The sequence below is a fragment of the Bacteroides oleiciplenus YIT 12058 genome (genome assembly GCF_000315485.1).
GTDB lineage: Bacteria > Bacteroidota > Bacteroidia > Bacteroidales > Bacteroidaceae > Bacteroides > Bacteroides oleiciplenus.
The window spans coordinates 431,574-452,903 of sequence record NZ_JH992940.1; the positions used below are offsets into that span (position 1 = coordinate 431,574).

The window sequence follows — 21,330 nt, forward strand, 5'->3', positions numbered from 1 at the left end:
TTGCAGCCGAATTAATAAATAGGTAATATCTATTACAAAATGAGCGAAAAAGCACCCGTAATGGTATTCTCAGGTACTAACTCGAGATACCTCGCAGAAAAAATCTGCGCAAGCCTTGATTGCCCTCTGGGAAAGATGAACATCACCCACTTTGCTGATGGTGAGTTTGCTGTTTCCTATGAAGAGTCAATTCGTGGCGCACATGTATTCTTAGTTCAATCTACCTTCCCTAATTCCGACAATTTAATGGAACTTCTGCTGATGATTGATGCAGCAAAAAGAGCATCAGCCAAAAGCGTTGTTGCAGTCATTCCTTATTTCGGGTGGGCACGACAGGACAGAAAAGACAAACCACGTGTTTCTATCGGCGCTAAATTGGTAGCCGATTTACTTTCAGTAGCAGGTATCGACCGTCTGATTACGATGGATCTCCATGCTGACCAAATTCAAGGCTTCTTCAATATTCCGGTAGATCACCTGTATGCATCTGCAGTGTTCCTCCCCTATATTGAGTCACTGAAGTTGAAAGACCTTGTAATTGCTACGCCTGACGTTGGTGGTTCCAAGCGTGCCAGCACATTCTCCAAATATCTGGGGGTTCCCTTGGTATTGTGTAACAAATCACGTGAGAAAGCAAACGAAGTTGCTTCCATGCAAATCATTGGTGATGTAACAAACAAGAATGTAGTGTTGGTGGATGATATCGTAGATACCGCCGGAACTATCACAAAAGCTGCTAACATTATGTTAGATGCCGGAGCGAGTTCAGTACGCGCTATTGCAAGTCACTGTGTTATGTCCGACCCTGCTTCTTTCCGTGTGCAAGAATCCAGTCTGACTGAAATCGTATTTACTGACAGTATTCCCTACTCTAAGAAATGTGCAAAAGTAAAACAACTCAGTATCGCTGATATGTTTGCTGAAACAATTAAGAGAGTAGTGAATAATGAATCAATCAGTTCACAATACATAATCTGATTTGCCTTCAGCAAATTAGAAATTAAGAATTAAAATTAAAGGCTGCGCAATTCAAATGAATATTGCGCAGCCTTCAATTTTTCATTATTAATTATTTAAGTCCAGCCTTCCCATTTTGTAGGTTCCCTTCCGTATCACCTTTCCATTCTTATCTGTTTCAACAAAAGGACCGTGTTTCTTACCTTGTTTGAAAAAGCCTTCGTAACGGTTGCCATCTTTGTCTTCCTGTATACCATTACCTTCTTCCATACCGTTCACGAAACTTCCTTTATATTTCGTTCCGTCTGTCATAATCAAAGTGCCTTGACCATTAAACTGGTTATTTTTCCAATCGCCTTCATATGAATCTCCAACATTCCATTTATATAATCCATGCCCGTCACGCTGATTATCTTTCCAGTCACCATCATACACTGCACCGCTGGCCCAGGTAAATATGCCTTTACCATGCTGCATACCATCTTTGAAGTTTCCTACATATTTATTTCCGTTGGCATAGTAATAAATGCCGGCTCCTGTACGTTCGCCTTGTACATATGATCCCTCATAGCGATCGCCTGTGTGGAAGAAATAGATACCTTTACCGTGCTGCATGTCATCTTTCCAGTCGCCTACGTATTTATCTCCGTTCGCATATTCAAAAGTGCCTTTTCCGTCACGAACATCATTTTTCCAGTCACCCTCATACTTACAACCGTCATTCCAAACAAATGTACCTTTGCCATCCTTTTTATCATTCTTCCAGGAGCCTTCATATTTAGAACCATTCTTCCAAGTATATGTGCCCTGCCCTTCACGTTTGTCATTCACCCAGTCGCCTTCATAAATATCACCGGTATAATAATACATAGTACCCTTACCCTGTTGATAATCTTGGAACCACATGCCGTCATAGCGATTATTGTTCATGAAGTAGTATATGCCTTTACCGTGTTGCTGGTCTTGAAACCATTGTCCTTCATATTTCTCGCCATCGGGGAAAGCATACGTACCATATCCTTCACGTTTACCCTTCACATACTCACCTTCGTAGACGTTACCATTCTTAAAAACAGTCTTTCCTTTTCCATTGGGCTTACGTCCTTTCATTTCACCCGTATACACAGAACCATCTTTGAATGTATGCGTTCCTATCTTTATTTCAGAAGATAATGTGCTTTTAACCTTATCGAAGAAACCTTGTTTCTTTTCCTGAGCTGTCGCCCCGTTTTGGGACAAGAATACCAGAATGAGTGCAGTATATAGATATTTCATTGAAAATTATTAATTAGCAATTAAATAATAAAGGCGATGTTTGCGAAAAAGCATCGGATTCCTTTGAGTATATAAATAGAGAAACCTGTTTTAAAGACGTATAAAAGCAGTAATTTGTTACATACTCTATACGGGATTTGCACAAAGATACGATTAATCTCCCAAAAGGAAGAGATATCACACGTCTTTTATGACATTTTTTTGCCGGACACGACTTCTTTTAATGTCTCTTTGCACAAATGTTGTGAGGCAAGTTCTCGTATTTCATCCGGAGTAACAGTCTTCACTGCATCCACGGCATCCATCACGTACGAGTTCGAGAGACCGGAAGTATGAATGAAAATCCAGGCGTCTGCGAGTGAAAAGGCAGACTCATAGCTGCGGCACATGTCACCCAGCATATAGTTTCTTACCATAGCAAGTTCTTCATTAGATACGAGAACATTTTGCAAACGATCTATTTCATGGTAAACTTCTTTGATAAGAGGTTCTACAAATTCATTAGCAGTCTCTGTGTTGATGACAAACAATCCGCTGTCAGGATAAGGCATTATACCTGCAGAAATGCCATATGTATATCCTTTTTCTTCACGGATGTTAGACATTAAACGGCTACCGAAATATCCCCCCAATAAAGTAACGAGAACGCGTGCTTTCATATAATCGGGGTGGCGTCGGTCCAAAGAAATCATTCCTATACGAACGGCACTTTGCATCGCATCAGCACGTTCGGCAAAGAAACGTTTCCCGGGAGACGTTACCGGAACATAAATGGACTTTTCCGGCCTCAGGAAACCTTTTCCAAAAGGTTCGCTTCCAAAAATAACCTCTACACGGCGAATAGTGTCTTCACTGACTTTTCCCGAAAGATAAATGCTGCAATTCCCGGAATGATAATAACGGTCATAAAAGGATTGCAAGACGGAAGGATTGATTAAGTGATAATCTTCTTCCTGCACCAATTGTCCGCAAGGATGCTTATCACCATACACGGCATTTATCAAAGTACGGTGGGCCAGAAAGTCAACCTTCGAACTATTCACTAAAAATTGCTGAATGTTATTATCGACAATCACTCCTAATTCTTTCTCAGGAAAAAGAGGTTCTTTTACGATAGACTCGAAAATATCTAAAGTTTCAGGCAGGTATTTATTTAAGGAATAGAGAGTGATGTAGGCATACTCGGACGAACTGGAGAGTTCTAGCCATGCGCCATAATAATCTAACTTTTCGGCAATTGCTGCAGCGGAATAACAGCGAGTTCCTTCGCGTAACATCCGGTTGGTGAACAAAGCCTGCAAGCGTTGGGTTTGTTGCCATCGTCCGCCTTCCATTAACAAATCGATGCGCACTACTTCATTATCTCCGGCATTGAGTATATATAATGGTATACCATTTGGCATCACACGCCGTTCGGGTGATAGTACTTCCAGTTGTTCAGGTTCGCGGATAAAAGGTTGGATACTTCTGTCTAACATGTTTTCAAAAATTCTTCTGCTTTCTCTAAATCTTGCGGAGTATCAATACCTATTGTTTCTACTTCTGTAACACCCGCTTTAATGGTGTATCCATTCTCCAACCAACGAAGTTGCTCCAAAGATTCTGCCAATTCAAGGGAAGATTGCGGCAGAGAAGTTATTTCTTTCAATACTCCAGCACGATAGGCATACAGGCCGATATGTTTATAATAGGTATGATTTTTCAGCCAATCCTGCTTTTCAGCATTGCGTTGATAAGGAATGATGGAACGACTAAAATAGAGTGCATTCATATTCTTATTCAAAACTACTTTTGGTGAATTGATATTCTCTAAAGCCTCAAATCCATTATCAGGCATAAAAGGCTTCACCAATGTAGCTATCTGGGTTGTGACATCATCAAAACATGCTTTTACTGCTTCCAACTGAGAAGGTTGTATAAAAGGTTCGTCTCCCTGGATATTAACTACAATATCAAAATCTCCTCCAATCTTGGTATATGCTTCATAGCAACGGTCCGTACCGCTCTTATGATTAACAGAAGTCATCACGACTTTGCCACCAAAAGCTTTCACTACTGCTTCTATTCGTTCATCGTCTGTGGCCACATAAGCGTCATTCAGAACGCCTGCCACTTGTTCATATACCCGTTGTATTACGGTTTTGCCATCCAACATAGCCAATGGTTTTGCAGGAAAACGCGTGGATGCATAACGGGCAGGAATAATTCCTAAAAACTTCAACATATCTTAATTTTCTATTTTACATTTTACAATTTGATTACGCGATATTTATGATTTATCACGTTCTCAGTTCTTTCAATCCTCGGCAGATGTAGTCTCGTTTTAAATCTTCGGGTTTATAGACTGTGTCATCACATGACAGTAAATCTATATCCAGTCGAACTATTTCTTGTTTTTTTTCTTCAGGCATTCGCCCTGCTTCCTTCTCAATGGCTTTCAGATGAGAAATCACTTCCATTGCATTATTATCGGAAACGAAACGTGCCACCTGATTGGAGAATAAAGATGTACGGCGGAAGTAAAGCGGCTTTGTTTCTTCCTCTGTAGAGAAGCAAATACTGGGAAACAGTTCCTTCAAACGTTCCCGTGCCAGTGAAAGGTTTTCCTTTCGGCGCTCGTTACTGCCAATGCTGATTGTATAAACCACGTCGTTGATGTTTAATCGAACAGGTCATCTAAGCCACTTTCTGATGCTGGCTCCAAGTCTATTTCGTCATTATCTTTGCAAGGGTCGAAACCTTCGGGTAATTGGAAATGTTCATTTTCATCATAGCCCAATGTTTTGTCGGCAAAGACTTTCACCATATATTTAGCCCAGATAGGTAATGCCATAGAAGCACCCTGTCCATGAAGCATGGTGTCGAAGTGAATGTCTCGTTCTTCGCCACCTACCCAGCATCCGGATACTAACGAAGGAGTAAAACCCATGAACCAACCGTCTGCATTGTAGTTCGTGGTTCCGGTTTTACCGCCCATATCAGCTTTCACACCCAAACGGCGAACACGGCCACCTGTACCTTCATTGATTACGGCACGAAGCATAATCAACATTTTATAAGCACTGGAAACCCCGATAACCTCTTCCATCTCCGGCGAGAAAGTGGCCAGAACATTACCCTCATTATCTTCAATACGTGTTACAAACAGAGGAGCTACGCGAATACCCTTATTGGGAAATGCTGTATAGGCACTTACCATCTCTCCAACCGAAATTTCACAAGGACCAAGGCAAAGGGATACTGACGGTACAATTTCACGGTTACGCACACCAAAACTTTCTATCAGACGTTTTAAGGAGTATGGATTGAGTTTACTCATCAGATAAGCTGTAATCCAGTTATCGGAATTAGCTAATCCCCACTTGATGGTTACCATTTCTCCATAACGTTTGGTATTAGCATTACGAGGTGTCCACGGTTTACCATTTTCATCAATTAAAGTATATTCTACATGGCGGGCTTCGTCACAAGGAGAAAATCCGCTTTCCATAGCCAACGTATAAACATAAGGTTTAATAGTAGAACCAACCTGGCGGCGGCCTACCATAGCCATGTCATACTGGAAATAGTTATAATTTGGACCGCCCACATATGCTTTCACATGTCCGTTATGTGGGTCCATCGACATGAAGCCGGCACGAAGGAAATGTTTATAATAGCGGATAGAATCCATCGGAGTCATAATAGTATCCTTTTCTCCATCCCATGTGAATACAGACATTTCTTCGGGTGTATTGAAGGCCTTTTCTATTTCTGCATCCGATGCTCCGGCTTTTTTCATGATACGGTAACGGTCAGATTGTTTCATGGTACGGGTAAGAATTTCATCTACCTGTTCCTGAGTAATCCTATTACTGTAGGGTGCTTTTTTACGTCCCTTCTTCTCTTTGAAGAAGTAGCCTTGCAATTCTTTCAGATGCTCTTCTACTGATTCTTCTGCATATTGCTGCATACGGGAATCAATAGTAGTATAAATTTTCAGTCCATCTGTGTAAAGATTATATTTAGAGCCGTCCTTTTTCGTATTCTTTTCGCACCAGCCAAACAAAGGATTATTTTCCCAATCAAGAGAATCCTCATAATATTTTTGCATCTGCCAGCCACGATATTCACTGCGCACAGGCTTTTTGGCATTCAACACACTACGCAAATATTCGCGAAAATAGGTAGCCAAGCCTTCTTTGTGGTCTACACGGGTATACTTCAAAGTAAGAGGAAGTGCTTGTAGAGAATCGCACTCTTCGGAAGTGATATACCCAGCTTTGCGCATCTGGTCGAGCACTACATTGCGACGTCCGCGTGAACGCTCCTTGAAGCGAACCGGGTTGAAATAAGACGGATTTTTACACATACCAACCAGTGTGGCAGCCTCTTCCATTTTTAACTCTTTCGGATCACACCCAAAATATGTATTAGCTGCCGTTTTGATACCTACTGCATTATTCAGAAAGTCAAATTTATTGAGATACATGGTGAGTATCTCTTCTTTGGTATAATAGCGTTCCAGTTTTACAGCAATTACCCACTCTATAGGCTTCTGGAATAAACGTTCCATCACATTATCCGCACTGGGGGAATATAACTGCTTGGATAATTGTTGAGTAATGGTACTACCACCACCCGCATTTTTCTGAAATAGTAAACCACGTTTTACGATGGCACGGAACAACGCAATGGCGTCAATTCCGGAATGCTCGGCAAAACGCACATCCTCCGTTGCAATCAATGCATTGATGATATTGGGAGACAAGTCATTATAACCCACATAAACTCGATTTTCTTTGCTAAATGAATAGGTTCCAAGCACCTTCTCGTCTTCCGAGAAAATCTGTGTGGCAAACTTATAATTAGGGTTTTCCAAGTCTTCAACAGGAGGCATATAACCTATCCAACCTTTAGCTATGGAGAAGAAAACAGTGGCACAAGCCAGTACAACGACGGCTAAGAATATCCAGAGGATTTTTATGATGTTCTTTATCATGCTTATTACTGTAAATTCACAAATTCAATTAATTGATTAACCTGTAAAAATAATAGGGCAAAGGTACGGAATTATATTGGAACACACTTATAATTTCAATAGAAAAACTCTTAAAATGCCACACTTGGGCACACATAAAGTGTGGCATTTCGGATGATGAGGTGTAGTGTTTTAGTTGTTGAAGTGTAGCATTTGGAGCACTAAAGTGCATCATTAGGTTTATTGAAATCTGTATGTTTTAACACTTTTTTTATGCAGGAATCGACCGATTTCAACATGTTTTTTGCCCAAAAACGTCTTTTTTTGCTTAGGAACAAAAATATTAAACTTCTTTTAATCAGATATTTATCCAGAAATGAAGTGCTTTTTTCTTTCTTATATATTCTTTATATAACATCATCATAATAAAAAGGAAAGAAAAAACTGTTGCTGACGATGGGAAAATATTCCGGCATTCATTCTATCGGAACAGAGTGTATCGCCAATGAGGACGAAATTTTCTTCTAAATTTTCTTCTGTGTTTTTTCGTACTCCGCATATTTTGTCTACCTTTACACTCTCGAAAAGAAACAAAATAACGAACGATATGGAAAACAGAAGTTTAGTCACCATCGCCGAACATAGCAAGGAAAAAATCCTCTACATGATTGAGATGGCAAAACAGTTTGAAGCCCATCCCAACCGCACTTTGCTGGAAGGGAAAGTAGTTGCCACCCTCTTTTTCGAGCCCTCCACCCGTACAAGACTCAGTTTCGAGACTGCAGCCAATCGCTTAGGAGCCCGTGTAATTGGATTTAGCGACCCTAAAGCCACGAGTTCTTCAAAGGGGGAAACCCTGAAAGACACCATCAAAATGGTGAGTAATTATGCCGATATCATCGTGATGCGACATCACTTGGAAGGTGCTGCCCGCTATGCCAGTGAAGTAACCACCATCCCTATCGTCAATGCTGGAGACGGAGCCAACCAACATCCTTCACAAACGATGCTTGACCTCTATTCCATCTACAAGACACAAGGTACGCTGGAGAACCTGAACATTTTCCTCGTTGGCGACCTCAAATACGGTCGTACAGTGCATTCGTTGCTGATGGCGATGCGCCACTTTAACCCCACTTTCCATTTCATTGCTCCCGATGAACTGAAAATGCCCGAAGAATATAAAATCTATTGTCGCAATCATAGCATTAAATACGTGGAGCATACGGATTTTACTGAAGAAATAATAGCCGATGCCGATATTCTTTACATGACTCGTGTGCAGCGCGAACGCTTTACAGATCTCATGGAGTATGAACGGGTGAAGAATGTCTACATTTTGCGCAAGAAGATGCTGGAACACACCCGCCCTAATTTGCGCATTTTGCATCCTCTGCCCCGCGTCAACGAAATAGCATACGACGTGGACGATAGTCCGAAAGCTTACTACTTCCAACAGGCACAAAACGGCTTGTATGCCCGTGAAGCCATTCTCTGCGATGTATTAGGTATCACTTTGGATGATGTGAAAGAATGATTTAATAATAATTGAAGTTACATCAGAAAACTATGAGCGAAAAGAAACAAGAATTGCAGGTAGCCGCTTTAGAAAATGGCACTGTCATCGACCATATCCCCTCTGAAAATTTATTCACTGTCGTCTCTTTGCTGGGGCTTGAGCACATGAACAATAATATTACCATTGGTTTCAATCTGAAAAGTAAGAAGTTGGGTACCAAGGGCATTATTAAAATTGCTGATAAGTTCTTTTGCGATGATGAAATTAATCGCATAGCTGTGGTGGCGCCTAACGTGAAACTGAATATCATCCGCGATTATGAAGTAGTAGAGAAGCGTGAAGTAAGTCTGCCCGAAGAACTCCATGGTATTGTAAAATGTGCCAATCCCAAGTGCATAACGAACAATGAACCTATGCCGACATTATTTCACGTAGTGGATAAAGAGAGTTGTGTAATAAGATGTCACTATTGTGAGAAAGAACAGAGAAGGGAAGATATTGAGATAATTTAATTAAATACAGTGAAGCAAGACTGGAAGCCCGGAACAATGATCTATCCGCTCCCTGCTGTATTGGTGAGTTGCGGAAATACTCCGGAAGAATATAACATACTAACGATTGCATGGACGGGGACGATTTGTACGAACCCGCCCATGTGCTATATATCCGTACGTCCGGAGCGTCACTCCTATGATATTCTGAAACGGAATATGGAGTTTGTCATCAACCTCACCACCAAGGGTATGGCACGTGCTACAGACTGGTGTGGTGTACGTTCAGGCAGAGATTATAATAAATTTGAAGAGATGCATCTGACACCGGGAAAAAGTACTGTGGTCAGTGCTCCGCTTATTGAAGAATCTCCTTTGTGTATAGAATGCCGCGTGAAAGAAATCATGTCGCTCGGCTCACATGCCATGTTTATTGCTGACGTAGTAAACGTGCGTGCCGATGATTGCAATCTGAATTCGGAAACAGGAAAACTGGAACTGGCAGAAGCCAATCCGTTGGTTTATGTACACGGAGGATATTACGAATTGGGCGAAAAGATTGGCAAATTTGGTTGGTCGGTCGAAAAGAAGAAATAAAAAAATGATTAATGGTTAGCGATAATGATGAACAGAGTTTTGAAAATCTTTATGCTGTGCCTTTTATTTCTCCCCGCCACTTTGTGGGGACAATCTCCCCTTGTGCCCGGTACAGCGGTCGAAGAACCCTTAAAGAAGCATCACCATGATCGCCCAGTAAACTTCGGTATTAAAGGTGGATTCACCTCTTCCCTCTTCCTCGTATCCAACCTTACGCTGAACGGCATCACTATAAACGAAGTGCAGAACAACTATAAGATAGGTTATTTTGCTTCTATCTTCATGCGCATCAATTTTGAACGCCATTTTTTGCAGCCGGAGATATCTTACAATATCAACCGTTGCAACATTGCTTTCGAGAAGCCTGCTGCAGATGATGCTCCTCTGGAAATGGCCTCTATTACTTCTTCCATTCACAGCATAGATATTCCTGTTATCTATGGATATAATGTTATCAAGGAGGGCCCTTACAGCCTGGCGGTGTTCGGTGGTCCCAAGTTCCGTTACATCTGGAATAAAAAGAGCGAGGTCACTTTCGAGAATTTCGACCAGCAGGGAATCAACGAAAAACTGCGCCCGTTGAATCTTAGTTTTACTCTCGGAGTAGCAGTTACCATTTCCCGCGTTTTCTTCGATTTCCGTTATGATATAGGATTGCACAATATTTCCCGAAAAGTTACCTATGATGACGGTACGAACAGCGAAAATCCTCCTGTCGATGAAATACGCTTCCATCGCCGGGATAATGTACTTAGCTTTTCTCTCGGAGTTTTCTTTTAGAAAGTAAATTTCTGTCTTTTCTGTCAGTTTATTCGTTTTTTTACCGTAAATTTGTGCGCTTAATAAGAGAACACAGATTTATCAAACTTATCTAAGTAAGCAAAATGAAAAGAGACGATTTAATTTTCGATATCATCGAAAAAGAACATCAACGTCAGCTCAAAGGTATTGAACTGATTGCATCAGAGAATTTTGTAAGTGACCAAGTTATGCAGGCAATGGGCTCCTGCCTTACTAACAAGTATGCAGAAGGCTATCCCGGCAAACGTTACTACGGAGGCTGTGAGGTGGTAGACCAGAGCGAACAAATTGCTATCGACCGCATAAAGGAAATTTTCGGTGCAGAATGGGCAAATGTACAACCCCACTCGGGTGCGCAGGCTAATGCTGCTGTATTTCTCGCCGTATTGAATCCGGGTGACAAATTCATGGGATTGAATCTGGCTCACGGCGGTCACCTCTCACATGGTTCTTTGGTAAACACTTCGGGTATCATATATACTCCCTGTGAATATAATCTGAATAAAGAAACCGGTCGCGTAGACTACGATCAGATGGAAGAAGTTGCTTTGCGCGAAAAACCGAAAATGATTATCGGTGGCGGTTCGGCATATTCTCGCGAATGGGACTACAAACGTATGCGTGAAATTGCAGACAAAGTAGGCGCTATTCTGATGATTGATATGGCTCACCCTGCCGGATTGATAGCTGCCGGATTACTGGAAAATCCAGTGAAATACGCTCACATCGTTACCTCTACCACACATAAGACTTTGCGTGGTCCTCGTGGAGGTATCATCCTGATAGGTAAAGATTTTCCTAATCCATGGGGTAAAACAACTCCGAAGGGTGAAGTCAAGATGATGTCACAATTGATAGACTCAGCTGTGTTCCCTGGTATTCAGGGGGGGCCGTTGGAACATGTTATTGCATCTAAAGCTGTTGCTTTCGGTGAAATCATGCAACCGGAATTCAAAGAATATGCTGCTCAGGTAAAGAAAAATGCTGCTGTATTGGCGCAAGCATTGATTGAACGTGGTTTTACTATCGTTTCAGGCGGTACAGACAATCACTCTATGCTGGTTGACCTCCGTAGTAAATATCCTGATCTCACTGGTAAAGTAGCTGAGAAAGCATTGGTATCTGCCGATATCACTGTAAATAAGAATATGGTTCCGTTTGATAGTCGTTCCGCATTCCAGACTTCTGGTATTCGTTTAGGTACTCCTGCCATTACAACTCGTGGTGCTAAGGAAGATTTGATGCTGGAAATCGCAGAAATGATTGAAACTGTTCTTTCTAACGTAGAAAATGAGGCGGTTATTACTGAGGTTCGCGCACGCGTGAATAAGACAATGGAAAAATATCCGCTGTTCGCATATTAATAGTATAATTTATTGAAGTAATTAGTAATCCGTAGCCTCAGTAAGGCTACGGATTATTTTTTATATCTTAAGCGAGCAGGTATTTAGCTCAATCCTTCTATATTTCCATCTACAATATCAATATGCATTGCCTGTGGCTCTTTGGGAAGTCCGGGCATACGAAGAATCTCTCCGGCAATGGCAACAATCATTTCGGCGCCATTATTAATAACAATATCCTTAATGTGAAACTCAAAGTTATTGACTGCACCGTATATCTTGGGATCGGCAGAAAAAGAATATTGCGTTTTAGCAATGCAAACCGGATAATGACTGATACCCATTTTTTCAATCAGTTTAATGATTTTGCGTGAATGAATACTGTAAGTCACCACACTGGCTCCGTAAAGATTGCAAGCTATCTTCTCTATCTTTTGTTCTACACTGTCACCTTCGTTGTAACTAAAGTTCAATGGTTCGGAAGGTTTATTTTCAATAGCATCAACCACTAGGTTGGCAAGCTCCACCGCTCCCTCTCCTCCATCTGCAAAAGCATTATTGACAGCAAAGCCCACTCCTAATTTCTCTTCACAATGATGGCGGATAGCTGTCACTTCCTCATCCGTATCACTTGCAAAACGATTGAAAGCAACAATGACTGTCTGACCAAATGAACGCAGATTGCGTATATGTTTATCCAGATTTCCAAAACCTTGTTGTAATCCTTCCATATTAGGCTCTTTAATGCGGTCAAGACTAACACCACCATGCATCTTCAGTCCTTGGGCAGTAGCAACAATCACTGTCAGTTTCGGTTGCAAACCACTTTTGCGACATTTTATGTTATAGAATTTCTCTGCACCAAGGTCAGCACCGAAACCGGCTTCCGTCACTACATAATCTCCAAAAGTCATTGCCATTTTTGTAGCAAGAATAGAGTTGCAACCATGAGCAATGTTTGCGAATGGACCGCCATGAACAAAAGCAGCCGATCCTTCGGTGGTTTGAACTAGGTTCGGATTTATAGCATCTTTCAGTAAAACAGTGATAGCACCAGCCACACCTAACTCTTTTACTGTGAACGGACAACCATCAAAGCGGAAGCCAAGAATTATGTTCTCAATCCGTCGTTTCAGGTCATCTACATCCGTTGCCAGACAAAGAATTGCCATGATTTCGGATGCCGGAGTGATGTCGAAACCGGATTCCTCTGTAACACCATTTGTATTTGGACCTAAACCGGTGACAATGCTACGTAAAGAGCGATCGTTCACATCGAGTACACGCCTCCAGATAATTTCTTTCAGTCCGAAACCATCCGCCTGATGTTGATATAGATAATTGTCGAGCAATGCAGATATCATGTTATGTGCTGATGTAATGGCATGGAAGTCTCCCGTAAAATGCAGATTTATTTTTTCCATGGGAAGTACCTGAGCATAACCACCACCTGCTGCACCGCCTTTCATTCCGAAACAAGGCCCCAATGAAGGCTCACGTAAAGCTACAATTGCCTTCTTTCCAATCTTATTCAGCCCTAATGTCAAGCCGATGGAAACTGTTGTTTTACCTATACCGGCCTTAGTGGCAGTGATGGCAGTAACCAGTATCAGGTTACTCTTTTTCACCTTTTCTTCATCAATCAGATGCGTAGGAATTTTGGCAATGTATCGTCCGTAGTTTTCTACTTCCTCACGAGGAATACCTACACTTTCGGCTACCTGCTTAATCTTTTTCAGCTCAATGCTGCGGGCTATTTCAATGTCTGATTTCATACAGAGTATTTCTTTAAATAATTATCAAACTGCAAAAGTACGAAAAAGAGTGCAGATAGCAAAAAACTCTTATCTCATGCTCCTGCTTTCGGTCAGAATATATCCGTCCATCATTCTTATAATCCGTCCGGCTTCTCGAGCATTCTCTTCGGAGTGGGTCACCATAACCACTGTCGCCCCATCCCGGTTCAACTCTTTCAGAAGGTTCATCACTTCGCTGCCATTGGTAGAGTCCAGATTTCCCGTAGGCTCATCGGCAAGGATAATGCGGGGATTGGTAACAATGGCACGGGCAATGGCGACACGCTGCTGCTGTCCGCCGGAGAGTTGTTGCGGATAGTGCTCGGTGCGGTGGGCTATCTGCATACGTTCCAATGCCTCATTAACGCGCTTCACACGTTCGCGGGTAGAGACTCCGGCATAGAGCAACGGAAGTTCCACATTCTCAAAAACCGTGAGTTCATCTATCAAGTTGAAACTCTGAAATACAAAACCGAGGTTTCCATTGCGCAAGTCCGTACGGTCATTCTCGGAGTAACGGGAAACTTCCTGGTCGAGAAACCAGAGCTCGCCGGAAGTAGGATTATCGAGCAAACCAATCATATTCAGCAGAGTGGATTTTCCACAGCCCGAAGGCCCCATGATGGCTACAAATTCTCCTTGCGTGATTTCCAGGTTCACTTCATTCAAAGCGGTGGTCTGTACGCTCTCCGTACGGAATATCTTACTGAGTCCAATAGTCTTTATCATATGCAAATTATTTTTTATTATAATCAAATCTCGTTTTCATTATAATCAAATCCATTTTTCATTATGTATAAAATAAATCTTATTCATACCTTAATGATTCCACCGGATTTTGCGATGCTTTCCGCCAGGTCTGTCCAAAAACGGTAAGCAAAGTGATGCCTGCAATGATCGCTCCTGACAACACGAACAGCCACCAACTTATTGCAGTCTGATAGGCAAATTCGCTTAACCAACGGTGCATAAAAAAATACCCTAACGGACAGGCAATCACAAAAGCCACGCCTACCCAACGAAGATATTCCCGACAGAACATTTTTACAATACGGTCGGAATGAGCACCATTCACTTTGCGGATACCTATTTCCTTTGTCCGCTGGGTAGTGGAGAGTGCCACTAAGCCAAATACCCCCAGCATGGCTATGACGATAGCCAACACTGTGAAGAATAGCAACATCCGGCTTTGTTGTTGTTCTTTAGCATAGTTTTTATTTAATACATCAGAGAAGAACTGATAGCTAAAATCTTTAACGAACAAATCATCCTGCACAGCCATCTCTTCGAATTTTTTCTGAATAAATTTCAGCGTTTCCTGTCGATGTTCCGGAGCTATTTTAATATGCAGGTGTGATAATGCTTCCGGAGTATAATAAAGAAAAGCCGGTTTTATCTTTTCGCGCAAAGACTGGAAATTGAAATCCTTCACTACCCCTACTACACGCGCTTTACTCCAAGAGTTCACTTGTAGTTCCATACCAATAGGATCGGCCACCTTCATCCCCTTCCAGGCAGCCTCATTAATTACAATATCGGGATTTCTATCTCCCCAATATTTCTCAAAGTCAGATTCCAGCAATTTCCCTTTTATCAACTCCAAACCAAATGTATTAATGAAATCCCCATCTGCAAACACTGTTACCATCTTTAGCGAATCTTCTTGTCCGTCTATATTGGTCCAGCGTACCAGACTGCCATCTCCGGATGAACTGCCTTCGATAAAACTTCCGATAGGCGCCCCCATAGATATACTTTTCACATTTGGATTTCTCAGTAGTTCTTGCTTGAATCCGGCTACCTTATACCATAAACTGGTATAGATGGAGACAATATTTTCCCTATTAAGTCCCAAATCCTTGTTTTGCATATAATGGAGTTGCTTGAAGACAATAGCAGTCAGTAGCATCAGCGTAAGAGCTATAACGAATTGTACACATACCAGCCCTTTGATAAGTCCGCCTTTCCTTCCTGTTTTCCTGCCACCCTTAAAAGCAAGCAAAGGATTAATGGAAGAAAGATAAAAAGCCGGATAACTTCCTGCCAGACACCCCACTCCTACTATACCGAACAAAATATAAAAAAAGACAGCCCAACTAAGTCGCAGGGAGATTTCCGTATCCATAAACTTATTGAATAACGGCAACATTAACTCTGTCAGAGCTAAAGCCAATACCAAAGATATGAATGCTTGCACCAAACTTTCCGAGAGAAATTGTGAAATTAACGTTTTTCTCTTAGCACCCGTTATTTTGCGTACACCTATTTCTTTATAGCGCATAGATGCCCGTGCCGTAGAAAGTGTTGTAAAGTTGAAAGCTCCCATAAAGATTACCAATATGGCCAGCGCTGTAAACAGATAAATGGTAGCCATATTACCATGATTCTTTATGCAAGAATCAGAAAAAGTAGTATGCAGGTGAATGTCCCTGATAGACTGAAAACGTAATAAGGTTCGTTTCTCCCCAAACTTGCCGAGTGCACGGCTCATACTTTTCAGTTCCTTTTCATACATTTTTCCGCCGTCACCAGCCTTCATTTTGATATATACGTGTATATTCTCACGAAAGCGATCCCAACTATAACCGGCCATTCCCCTACCATAAGAATCCATCGGATAAGCAATGTCAAAACGGATATGACTCTTTGGAGGTATTTTTACCACTGCAACCACATTATAAATATTCTCCCGCCCATATCCGCTATAAGTCAGTTTTTGTCCCACTGCCGGACTACTGCCAAACATTTTCCGTGCCATCGTTTCTGACAAGATAATGTTATCAGGGTGGTCCGTTATATGTTCAGGATTTCCTTCCGTCACCGGAAAAGGAAATATCCGGAAGAATGCAGAATCAACATAAGCTTCCTCACCACTGATTTTCTTATGACTTTCCGTTTCTAACGTATGCAAATCTCCATATTTGATAGCCGTAGCATTTTCTACCTGCGGGAACTCTTCACGAAAGACTTTAGTAAGCGAACGTATCGTCGAAGGAGATTCTTTTATCTCTCCACTTGGCTCCCGTTTCACCTCAATAGTCCGGTAAATACGATTTGCTTCGGGGAAGCAGTCATCATAAGTCAATTCGTCCACTACCCAAAGATAGATGAGGAACGCCGCCGCCATGCCAAATACAAAACCCAGCATATTGATGGAGGAAAACAAGAAGCTCCGCTTTATCAGCCGAAGCGCAACTTTCACATAATGCTTTATCATCGTTATTCTCTGTTTAATTATTCTACAGTTAACAATATCAATTCATCATCCGATATATCCTGCCCTTTCAGGATATCCGGATATTTTTCTTTCGCTTTCATGGCATCGAGATAACTATAAGAAATATTTCCAACTACTCCCTCCGGATAAAACGGCACATTTAGTTCGCCATCGGTAGTAAGATGCGGAAAGTCTGGATCCTTACTATTATCTTCAGAAGGAAGTGTAAAGAAGTCTCCGGATATTTTATCATATATAAGCGAATAAAGAGAAACAGATTTAGCTTTCCGTGCGTTAGGCGAGTCATATCCTTTTGTTATTCTGATAAAGAGATAACGGTCTGTCTCCAACCATTGCTGCAAGAAATAATAATCATCCATATTATTAGAAAGGCTACCTGTGACTTTCTGCCCGTCAGCACGCAGAAAAGAGCCAAAGTCCAACCGATAAATTGCTTTCAGTGTGGAAGCATTTTCCAGTTGGTAAAGTGTATTATCATAGGCCAGACGTATACGCGTTTTGCCATGATAATCATAGATATGGTGTGGTTCTCCGTTTCGCACAGAGCCGGCACCTTTCGAAGGAGGATAATCCGGTGAATGGGTGGGATCAAAGTAGCACAAAGTATCTCCCTTTAGTTCATTCGTGTAGAAGCGACCGGAATAAGGCATGGAACGTATAAAACCTTCCGGTGTAAATTTAAAAAATGTTCTAAAGTTCAAATTACCCTGCAGAGGAATACTGTCTGCTATATCTTTTTCAGCCCAAGGTTCTGTTGCAGTCATTAAAACATCCCAGGGAAGAAAAGCCAGAAAAGTCCGGTATTTGTCTTTTTCATGATTAGGCACTGTATATGTACCCCGGATTTGCTTACGAGTTGTATCATAATAGACATTTCGTAGCACGGCACGCAATTGAAAATGGTACCTTTTCCCACTACGCTGAAAGTCAACATCATTTTCGAATAACTGCTTAATAAGTTTAAAGCCCTTATCCAATAAATAAATCCCTTGGTAACTATTTAATAAATATCCCTCTTCCACCGAAATCAGCTTACCACCTATCGGCACTAATACTCCTGTACGACGAATCTGAAATGTACCGAGTTCGCTGATTTTCATAGGACGCACATTCTTCAGCGCAGCCTGCACATTAAGGGTCTTCACTCCGGCTGTTTCTATTTTAGCCTGATACTTAATTCCGGCGGGAGGTGTATAATCTTCCGTAAATTTCGGTACATCAGCAGAAGTCGCTTTTACGGCGGCTTCATGCTCTGTGGCTTGCTCATCCAGGGTCTGAGTTATTTCATCTTTGCTCATACCCGGACTCTTGGAACTGCAAGCAATAAGAGAAAAAAATAATGTAATGGAAATCAGTTCTCTGTATAGCATACTTTTTGCGCATTCGTTTACTTCTAAACATAAGGCAATAACTATACCAAATAGCTAATCAATTATAGTACAGAATTTTATTCAAAAAATATTTTTGCAAAATTGCACGATATCGTACACCAAATGCACGCTTCCGTACACTTCCTTTTCAAAAACTTTATCTATCTTTGCACATGTCCGGAAAATATCCTGAATCCGCACATTCAAAACTTAACTTCAAGTATGATGAAACGAGGAAAGATACTTATTGTAGACGATAATGAAGATATTCTCTTCACCTTGAAAATGCTGCTGCGTCCTTTAGTGGAAAGTATCACCACAACAACTGACCCGCGTGAGTTGCTGCCGCTCATCTCTCGTACCCACTTCAACGTCATACTGCTTGACATGAATTTCCGCCGCGACGCCGTCAGTGGAAAAGAGGGATTCCAGTGGTTGGGAGAGATACTGAGGCTGGATGCGGGAGCTGTTGTCATCTTCATCACCGCATATGCAGATACGGAAAAGGCAGTTCAGGCCATCAAACAGGGGGCCACGGATTTCATCCCCAAACCTTGGCAAAACGAGAAACTGATAGCAACCGTATCTTCCGCCCTGCAACTCAGTTTCAGCCGGACGGAAATAGAAACTTTGAAGCAACAGAAAGAGGCTCTGAAAGAACAAACGGAAGCCCTCTCCCTTCCTGCCAAACCGACATGCGTGATTGGTGAATCGGCAGTAATGCAAGCCATCTTCCAAACGATAAAGAAGTTCTCCGATACGGATGCGAACCTGTTATTATTAGGTGAAAACGGAACGGGTAAAGACCTGATGGCCCGTTATGTGTACGAGCAGTCGCCACGCAAAAACGAAATATACGTGCCTATTGATTTAGGCAGCATCCCTGATACATTGTTTGAAAGTGAATTGTTCGGATACGAAAAGGGAGCATTCACCGATGCTCGCAAAAATAAACCGGGACGTGTGGAAGTAGCTTCGGGCGGGACGCTATTTTTGAATGAAATCGGAAACCTGAGCCTTCCGCTTCAGGCAAAGTTGCTTTCGGTCATTGAACAAAGAAAGAGTTCACGGTTAGGTTCCACCACCTCCTATCCGGTGGATGTAAGGCTGATTTGCGCCACGAATACGGATTTATATGCTGCCATTGATAACGGACAGTTCCGCCAGGATCTACTTTACCGCATCAATACGATTGAAATCCGTATCCCCCCTTTGCGGGAACGAGGAAACGACCTGTTCCTGTTAGCCGAATTCTTTCTACAACGCTATCGGAAGAAATATAAGAAAGAACTCCGAGGCATCTCCAAAGAAGCCCGCAAAATGTTACAACTCTACCGCTGGCCGGGAAATGTGCGCGAACTGGAACACGCCATCGAGCGTGCCGTTATCCTCTCTGCCGGAACAATGCTGACGGCAGATGATTTCATGCTACGTTCGCCTCAATCTTCCAATGCCATTCCCGAAAAAGAGAAATATAACCTGGAACGAATGGAACGGGAAACGATCAATGAGGTGCTGCGGATATGCGGCGGAAACATCACGTTGGCTGCTGAAATGCTGGGAATAACGAGGACATCACTGTATAGAAGGATTGAAAAGTTCGGATTATGAAGAAACAAGCTTGGATAAAGACGCCTCTCTGGCTGACGGTCGGATTGCTGGCATGTTGTTTGTGTTCGGCATGGCTGGCGGTGCACGGGTTTTATATCAGCCTGTGTGTAGCACTCTGCCTCACCGCGTTTGTAGCTTACGCTATATATCGGTATATATTACATTCTGCACGTGCGATGGCTCAATTCATATGGTCGGTTCGCTATTCTGAATTCCTCTCTTCTCCTGCCGCCCATCTCAATGCTCCGCAAATTCTTCCCGAGGAGTTGTTGACGGAGATGCAGGACGCTATTGAGCACTATCGCAGTAATCTGCAAAAGAAAGAGAGTCAGTTGCAATACTTCCAGGCTCTGGCCAATCATATAGATATGGCAGTCCTTGTTTATGCCCACGATGGACAGATGGAATGGATTAATGAGGCGGCAAAGTGCCTGATACACATGGAACATCCGCGCACAGTGAATGATTTAGTCAGTTTTCATCCAAATCTACCGGAAAAACTGCGTACATTGAAAGCAGGCGACCTTTCCGTGTGGCAAATTAAAGAAGAGGAAGAGAATGTGCAGCTCGCCCTTTCGGGTATGGAATTCATCATTCAGGGCAGGAAGCTGCTGATTGCCGGAATGAAGAATATACACTCTGCACTGGATAGCCGTGAAACGGAGGCATGGCAGAAGCTAATCCGCGTACTGACGCATGAAATCATGAATTCCATCACTCCCATCATTTCACTGACTGAACTTCTTACCAAATATGCCGATAGTCTGGAGGGAGATGAAGAAACCAAGACCGAGATGAAGCAGATGTTGCAAACCATCGGGCGTCGGGGAAATGGATTGGTACGTTTCATGAATAGTTATCGGGAAGTATCGCATCTGCCCCAACCTATACTGAAACTCTGTAATGCAGAGGAATTGCTGGAAGGAGTGGTCCGGCTGATGCAGAATGAAGTGAACGACTTGCATCTCTCCGTACCTGCCGTTGCGTTACGTGTCATTGCGGACAAAGAACAGATAGAGCAGGTTCTTATCAACCTGATACGGAATGCCCGCGAAAACGAAGCAACACAAATCACTCTTTCCGCGGGCATCACTCCAGGAAATCATCTTTTCCTGCGTGTTACTGATAATGGAACCGGCATCGAGCCGGAAGTTCAGGAACGTATCTTCATCCCTTTCTTCACTACAAAGCCAACAGGCTCAGGCATCGGACTGACCATCTCCCGGCAAATTATGCACCAGCATCACGGAAGCATTGCCGTGCAATCAAAAACAGGAGAAGGGAGTATGTTTACGCTGCTGTTTCCGGTGGTTTGATAAGTGATTAGGGGTTAGTGATAAGTGATTAGTCTCCTTGCGGCATTATAGCGCAA

17 protein-coding genes are annotated in these 21,330 nt (G+C 42.3%); 8 read left to right on the forward strand and 9 right to left on the reverse strand.

Going from position 1 to position 21,330, the window contains the following annotated elements; all coding sequences use genetic code 11:
• Positions 1–39: 39 nt before the first annotated feature.
• A complete protein-coding gene (locus HMPREF9447_RS01695; protein WP_009127479.1) occupies positions 40–978 on the forward strand; it encodes a ribose-phosphate pyrophosphokinase in 939 nt (312 codons plus the stop codon).
• An 87-nt stretch (positions 979–1,065) separates the two neighbouring features.
• Here HMPREF9447_RS01695 and HMPREF9447_RS01700 read toward each other — a convergent pair whose 3' ends face one another.
• The 5 genes from HMPREF9447_RS01700 to HMPREF9447_RS01720 form a co-directional block, all read right to left on the reverse strand.
• A complete protein-coding gene (locus HMPREF9447_RS01700; protein WP_009127480.1) occupies positions 1,066–2,232 on the reverse strand; it encodes an MORN repeat-containing protein in 1,167 nt (388 codons plus the stop codon).
• Between the two features lie 188 nt (positions 2,233–2,420).
• Entirely contained in the window at positions 2,421–3,710 is a 1,290-nt protein-coding gene (locus tag HMPREF9447_RS01705; RefSeq protein WP_009127481.1) for a M16 family metallopeptidase, read from the reverse strand.
• Complete coding sequence (gene kdsB, locus HMPREF9447_RS01710; RefSeq protein ID WP_044137627.1) at positions 3,704–4,453, reverse strand: 3-deoxy-manno-octulosonate cytidylyltransferase; 750 nt, start codon at positions 4,451–4,453, stop codon at positions 3,704–3,706. The genes HMPREF9447_RS01705 and kdsB overlap by 7 nt, the downstream gene beginning before the upstream one ends.
• A gap of 58 nt (positions 4,454–4,511) precedes the next feature.
• A complete protein-coding gene (locus HMPREF9447_RS01715; RefSeq protein WP_009127483.1) occupies positions 4,512–4,880 on the reverse strand; it encodes a 2-amino-4-hydroxy-6-hydroxymethyldihydropteridine diphosphokinase in 369 nt (122 codons plus the stop codon).
• Positions 4,881–4,891: 11 nt separating this feature from the next.
• Complete coding sequence (locus HMPREF9447_RS01720; protein ID WP_009127484.1) at positions 4,892–7,213, reverse strand: transglycosylase domain-containing protein; 2,322 nt, start codon at positions 7,211–7,213, stop codon at positions 4,892–4,894.
• A gap of 586 nt (positions 7,214–7,799) precedes the next feature.
• On the opposite strand from HMPREF9447_RS01720, the gene pyrB reads away from it, so the two are divergent.
• The 5 genes from pyrB (at position 7,800) to glyA (ending at position 11,964) form a co-directional block, all read left to right on the forward strand.
• The gene (gene pyrB, locus HMPREF9447_RS01725; RefSeq protein WP_009127486.1) at positions 7,800–8,729 is read left to right on the forward strand and encodes an aspartate carbamoyltransferase; all 930 of its coding nucleotides are present in this window, start codon (positions 7,800–7,802) and stop codon (positions 8,727–8,729) included.
• A gap of 32 nt (positions 8,730–8,761) precedes the next feature.
• On the forward strand, positions 8,762–9,223 hold the full coding sequence (gene pyrI / locus HMPREF9447_RS01730; protein ID WP_009127487.1) for an aspartate carbamoyltransferase regulatory subunit: 462 nt from the start codon (positions 8,762–8,764) through the stop codon (positions 9,221–9,223).
• Positions 9,224–9,232: 9 nt separating this feature from the next.
• Positions 9,233–9,799, forward strand: coding sequence for a flavin reductase family protein (locus HMPREF9447_RS01735; RefSeq protein ID WP_009127488.1), 567 nt, complete (start codon positions 9,233–9,235; stop codon positions 9,797–9,799).
• Between the two features lie 27 nt (positions 9,800–9,826).
• Entirely contained in the window at positions 9,827–10,579 is a 753-nt protein-coding gene (locus HMPREF9447_RS01740) for a porin family protein (protein ID WP_044137629.1), read from the forward strand.
• A gap of 104 nt (positions 10,580–10,683) precedes the next feature.
• A complete protein-coding gene (gene glyA / locus HMPREF9447_RS01745) occupies positions 10,684–11,964 on the forward strand; it encodes a serine hydroxymethyltransferase (protein ID WP_009127490.1) in 1,281 nt (426 codons plus the stop codon).
• 83 nt (positions 11,965–12,047) lie between these two features.
• Here the strand turns inward: glyA and HMPREF9447_RS01750 are convergent, their stop codons facing one another.
• From HMPREF9447_RS01750 to HMPREF9447_RS01765, 4 genes are all read right to left on the reverse strand, one after another.
• Positions 12,048–13,718 carry a formate--tetrahydrofolate ligase gene (locus HMPREF9447_RS01750; protein ID WP_009127492.1) on the reverse strand — a complete coding sequence of 557 codons (1,671 nt, stop codon included), beginning with the start codon at positions 13,716–13,718 and terminating at the stop codon, positions 12,048–12,050.
• A gap of 69 nt (positions 13,719–13,787) precedes the next feature.
• Complete coding sequence (locus HMPREF9447_RS01755) at positions 13,788–14,468, reverse strand: ABC transporter ATP-binding protein (RefSeq protein WP_009127493.1); 681 nt, start codon at positions 14,466–14,468, stop codon at positions 13,788–13,790.
• A 79-nt stretch (positions 14,469–14,547) separates the two neighbouring features.
• Complete coding sequence (locus HMPREF9447_RS01760) at positions 14,548–16,956, reverse strand: ABC transporter permease (protein WP_009127494.1); 2,409 nt, start codon at positions 16,954–16,956, stop codon at positions 14,548–14,550.
• Positions 16,957–16,973: 17 nt separating this feature from the next.
• The gene (locus HMPREF9447_RS01765) at positions 16,974–18,347 is read right to left on the reverse strand and encodes a DUF4933 domain-containing protein (protein WP_009127495.1); all 1,374 of its coding nucleotides are present in this window, start codon (positions 18,345–18,347) and stop codon (positions 16,974–16,976) included.
• Positions 18,348–18,572: 225 nt separating this feature from the next.
• On the opposite strand from HMPREF9447_RS01765, the gene HMPREF9447_RS01770 reads away from it, so the two are divergent.
• Positions 18,573–19,958, forward strand: a complete 1,386-nt coding sequence (locus tag HMPREF9447_RS01770; RefSeq protein WP_009127496.1) for a sigma-54-dependent transcriptional regulator — start codon at positions 18,573–18,575, stop codon at positions 19,956–19,958.
• Positions 19,955–21,274 carry a sensor histidine kinase gene (locus HMPREF9447_RS01775; protein ID WP_009127497.1) on the forward strand — a complete coding sequence of 440 codons (1,320 nt, stop codon included), beginning with the start codon at positions 19,955–19,957 and terminating at the stop codon, positions 21,272–21,274. Before HMPREF9447_RS01770 ends, HMPREF9447_RS01775 begins: the two co-directional genes overlap by 4 nt.
• Positions 21,275–21,330 lie beyond the last annotated feature (56 nt).

Excerpts from the sequence above, each read along its gene's own strand:
- HMPREF9447_RS01695 (WP_009127479.1), top strand. The coding sequence starts at position 40 with ATGAGCGAAAAAGCACCCGTAATGGTATTCTCAGGTACTAACTCGAGA.
- HMPREF9447_RS01700 (WP_009127480.1), bottom strand. The coding sequence starts at position 2,232 with ATGAAATATCTATATACTGCACTCATTCTGGTATTCTTGTCCCAAAAC.
- HMPREF9447_RS01705 (WP_009127481.1), bottom strand. The coding sequence starts at position 3,710 with ATGTTAGACAGAAGTATCCAACCTTTTATCCGCGAACCTGAACAACTG.
- HMPREF9447_RS01720 (WP_009127484.1), bottom strand. The coding sequence starts at position 7,213 with ATGATAAAGAACATCATAAAAATCCTCTGGATATTCTTAGCCGTCGTT.
- pyrB (WP_009127486.1), top strand. The coding sequence starts at position 7,800 with ATGGAAAACAGAAGTTTAGTCACCATCGCCGAACATAGCAAGGAAAAA.
- pyrI (WP_009127487.1), top strand. The coding sequence starts at position 8,762 with ATGAGCGAAAAGAAACAAGAATTGCAGGTAGCCGCTTTAGAAAATGGC.
- HMPREF9447_RS01740 (WP_044137629.1), top strand. The coding sequence starts at position 9,827 with ATGAACAGAGTTTTGAAAATCTTTATGCTGTGCCTTTTATTTCTCCCC.
- glyA (WP_009127490.1), top strand. The coding sequence starts at position 10,684 with ATGAAAAGAGACGATTTAATTTTCGATATCATCGAAAAAGAACATCAA.
- HMPREF9447_RS01750 (WP_009127492.1), bottom strand. The coding sequence starts at position 13,718 with ATGAAATCAGACATTGAAATAGCCCGCAGCATTGAGCTGAAAAAGATT.
- HMPREF9447_RS01755 (WP_009127493.1), bottom strand. The coding sequence starts at position 14,468 with ATGATAAAGACTATTGGACTCAGTAAGATATTCCGTACGGAGAGCGTA.
- HMPREF9447_RS01760 (WP_009127494.1), bottom strand. The coding sequence starts at position 16,956 with ATGATAAAGCATTATGTGAAAGTTGCGCTTCGGCTGATAAAGCGGAGC.
- HMPREF9447_RS01765 (WP_009127495.1), bottom strand. The coding sequence starts at position 18,347 with ATGCTATACAGAGAACTGATTTCCATTACATTATTTTTTTCTCTTATT.
- HMPREF9447_RS01770 (WP_009127496.1), top strand. The coding sequence starts at position 18,573 with ATGAAACGAGGAAAGATACTTATTGTAGACGATAATGAAGATATTCTC.
- HMPREF9447_RS01775 (WP_009127497.1), top strand. The coding sequence starts at position 19,955 with ATGAAGAAACAAGCTTGGATAAAGACGCCTCTCTGGCTGACGGTCGGA.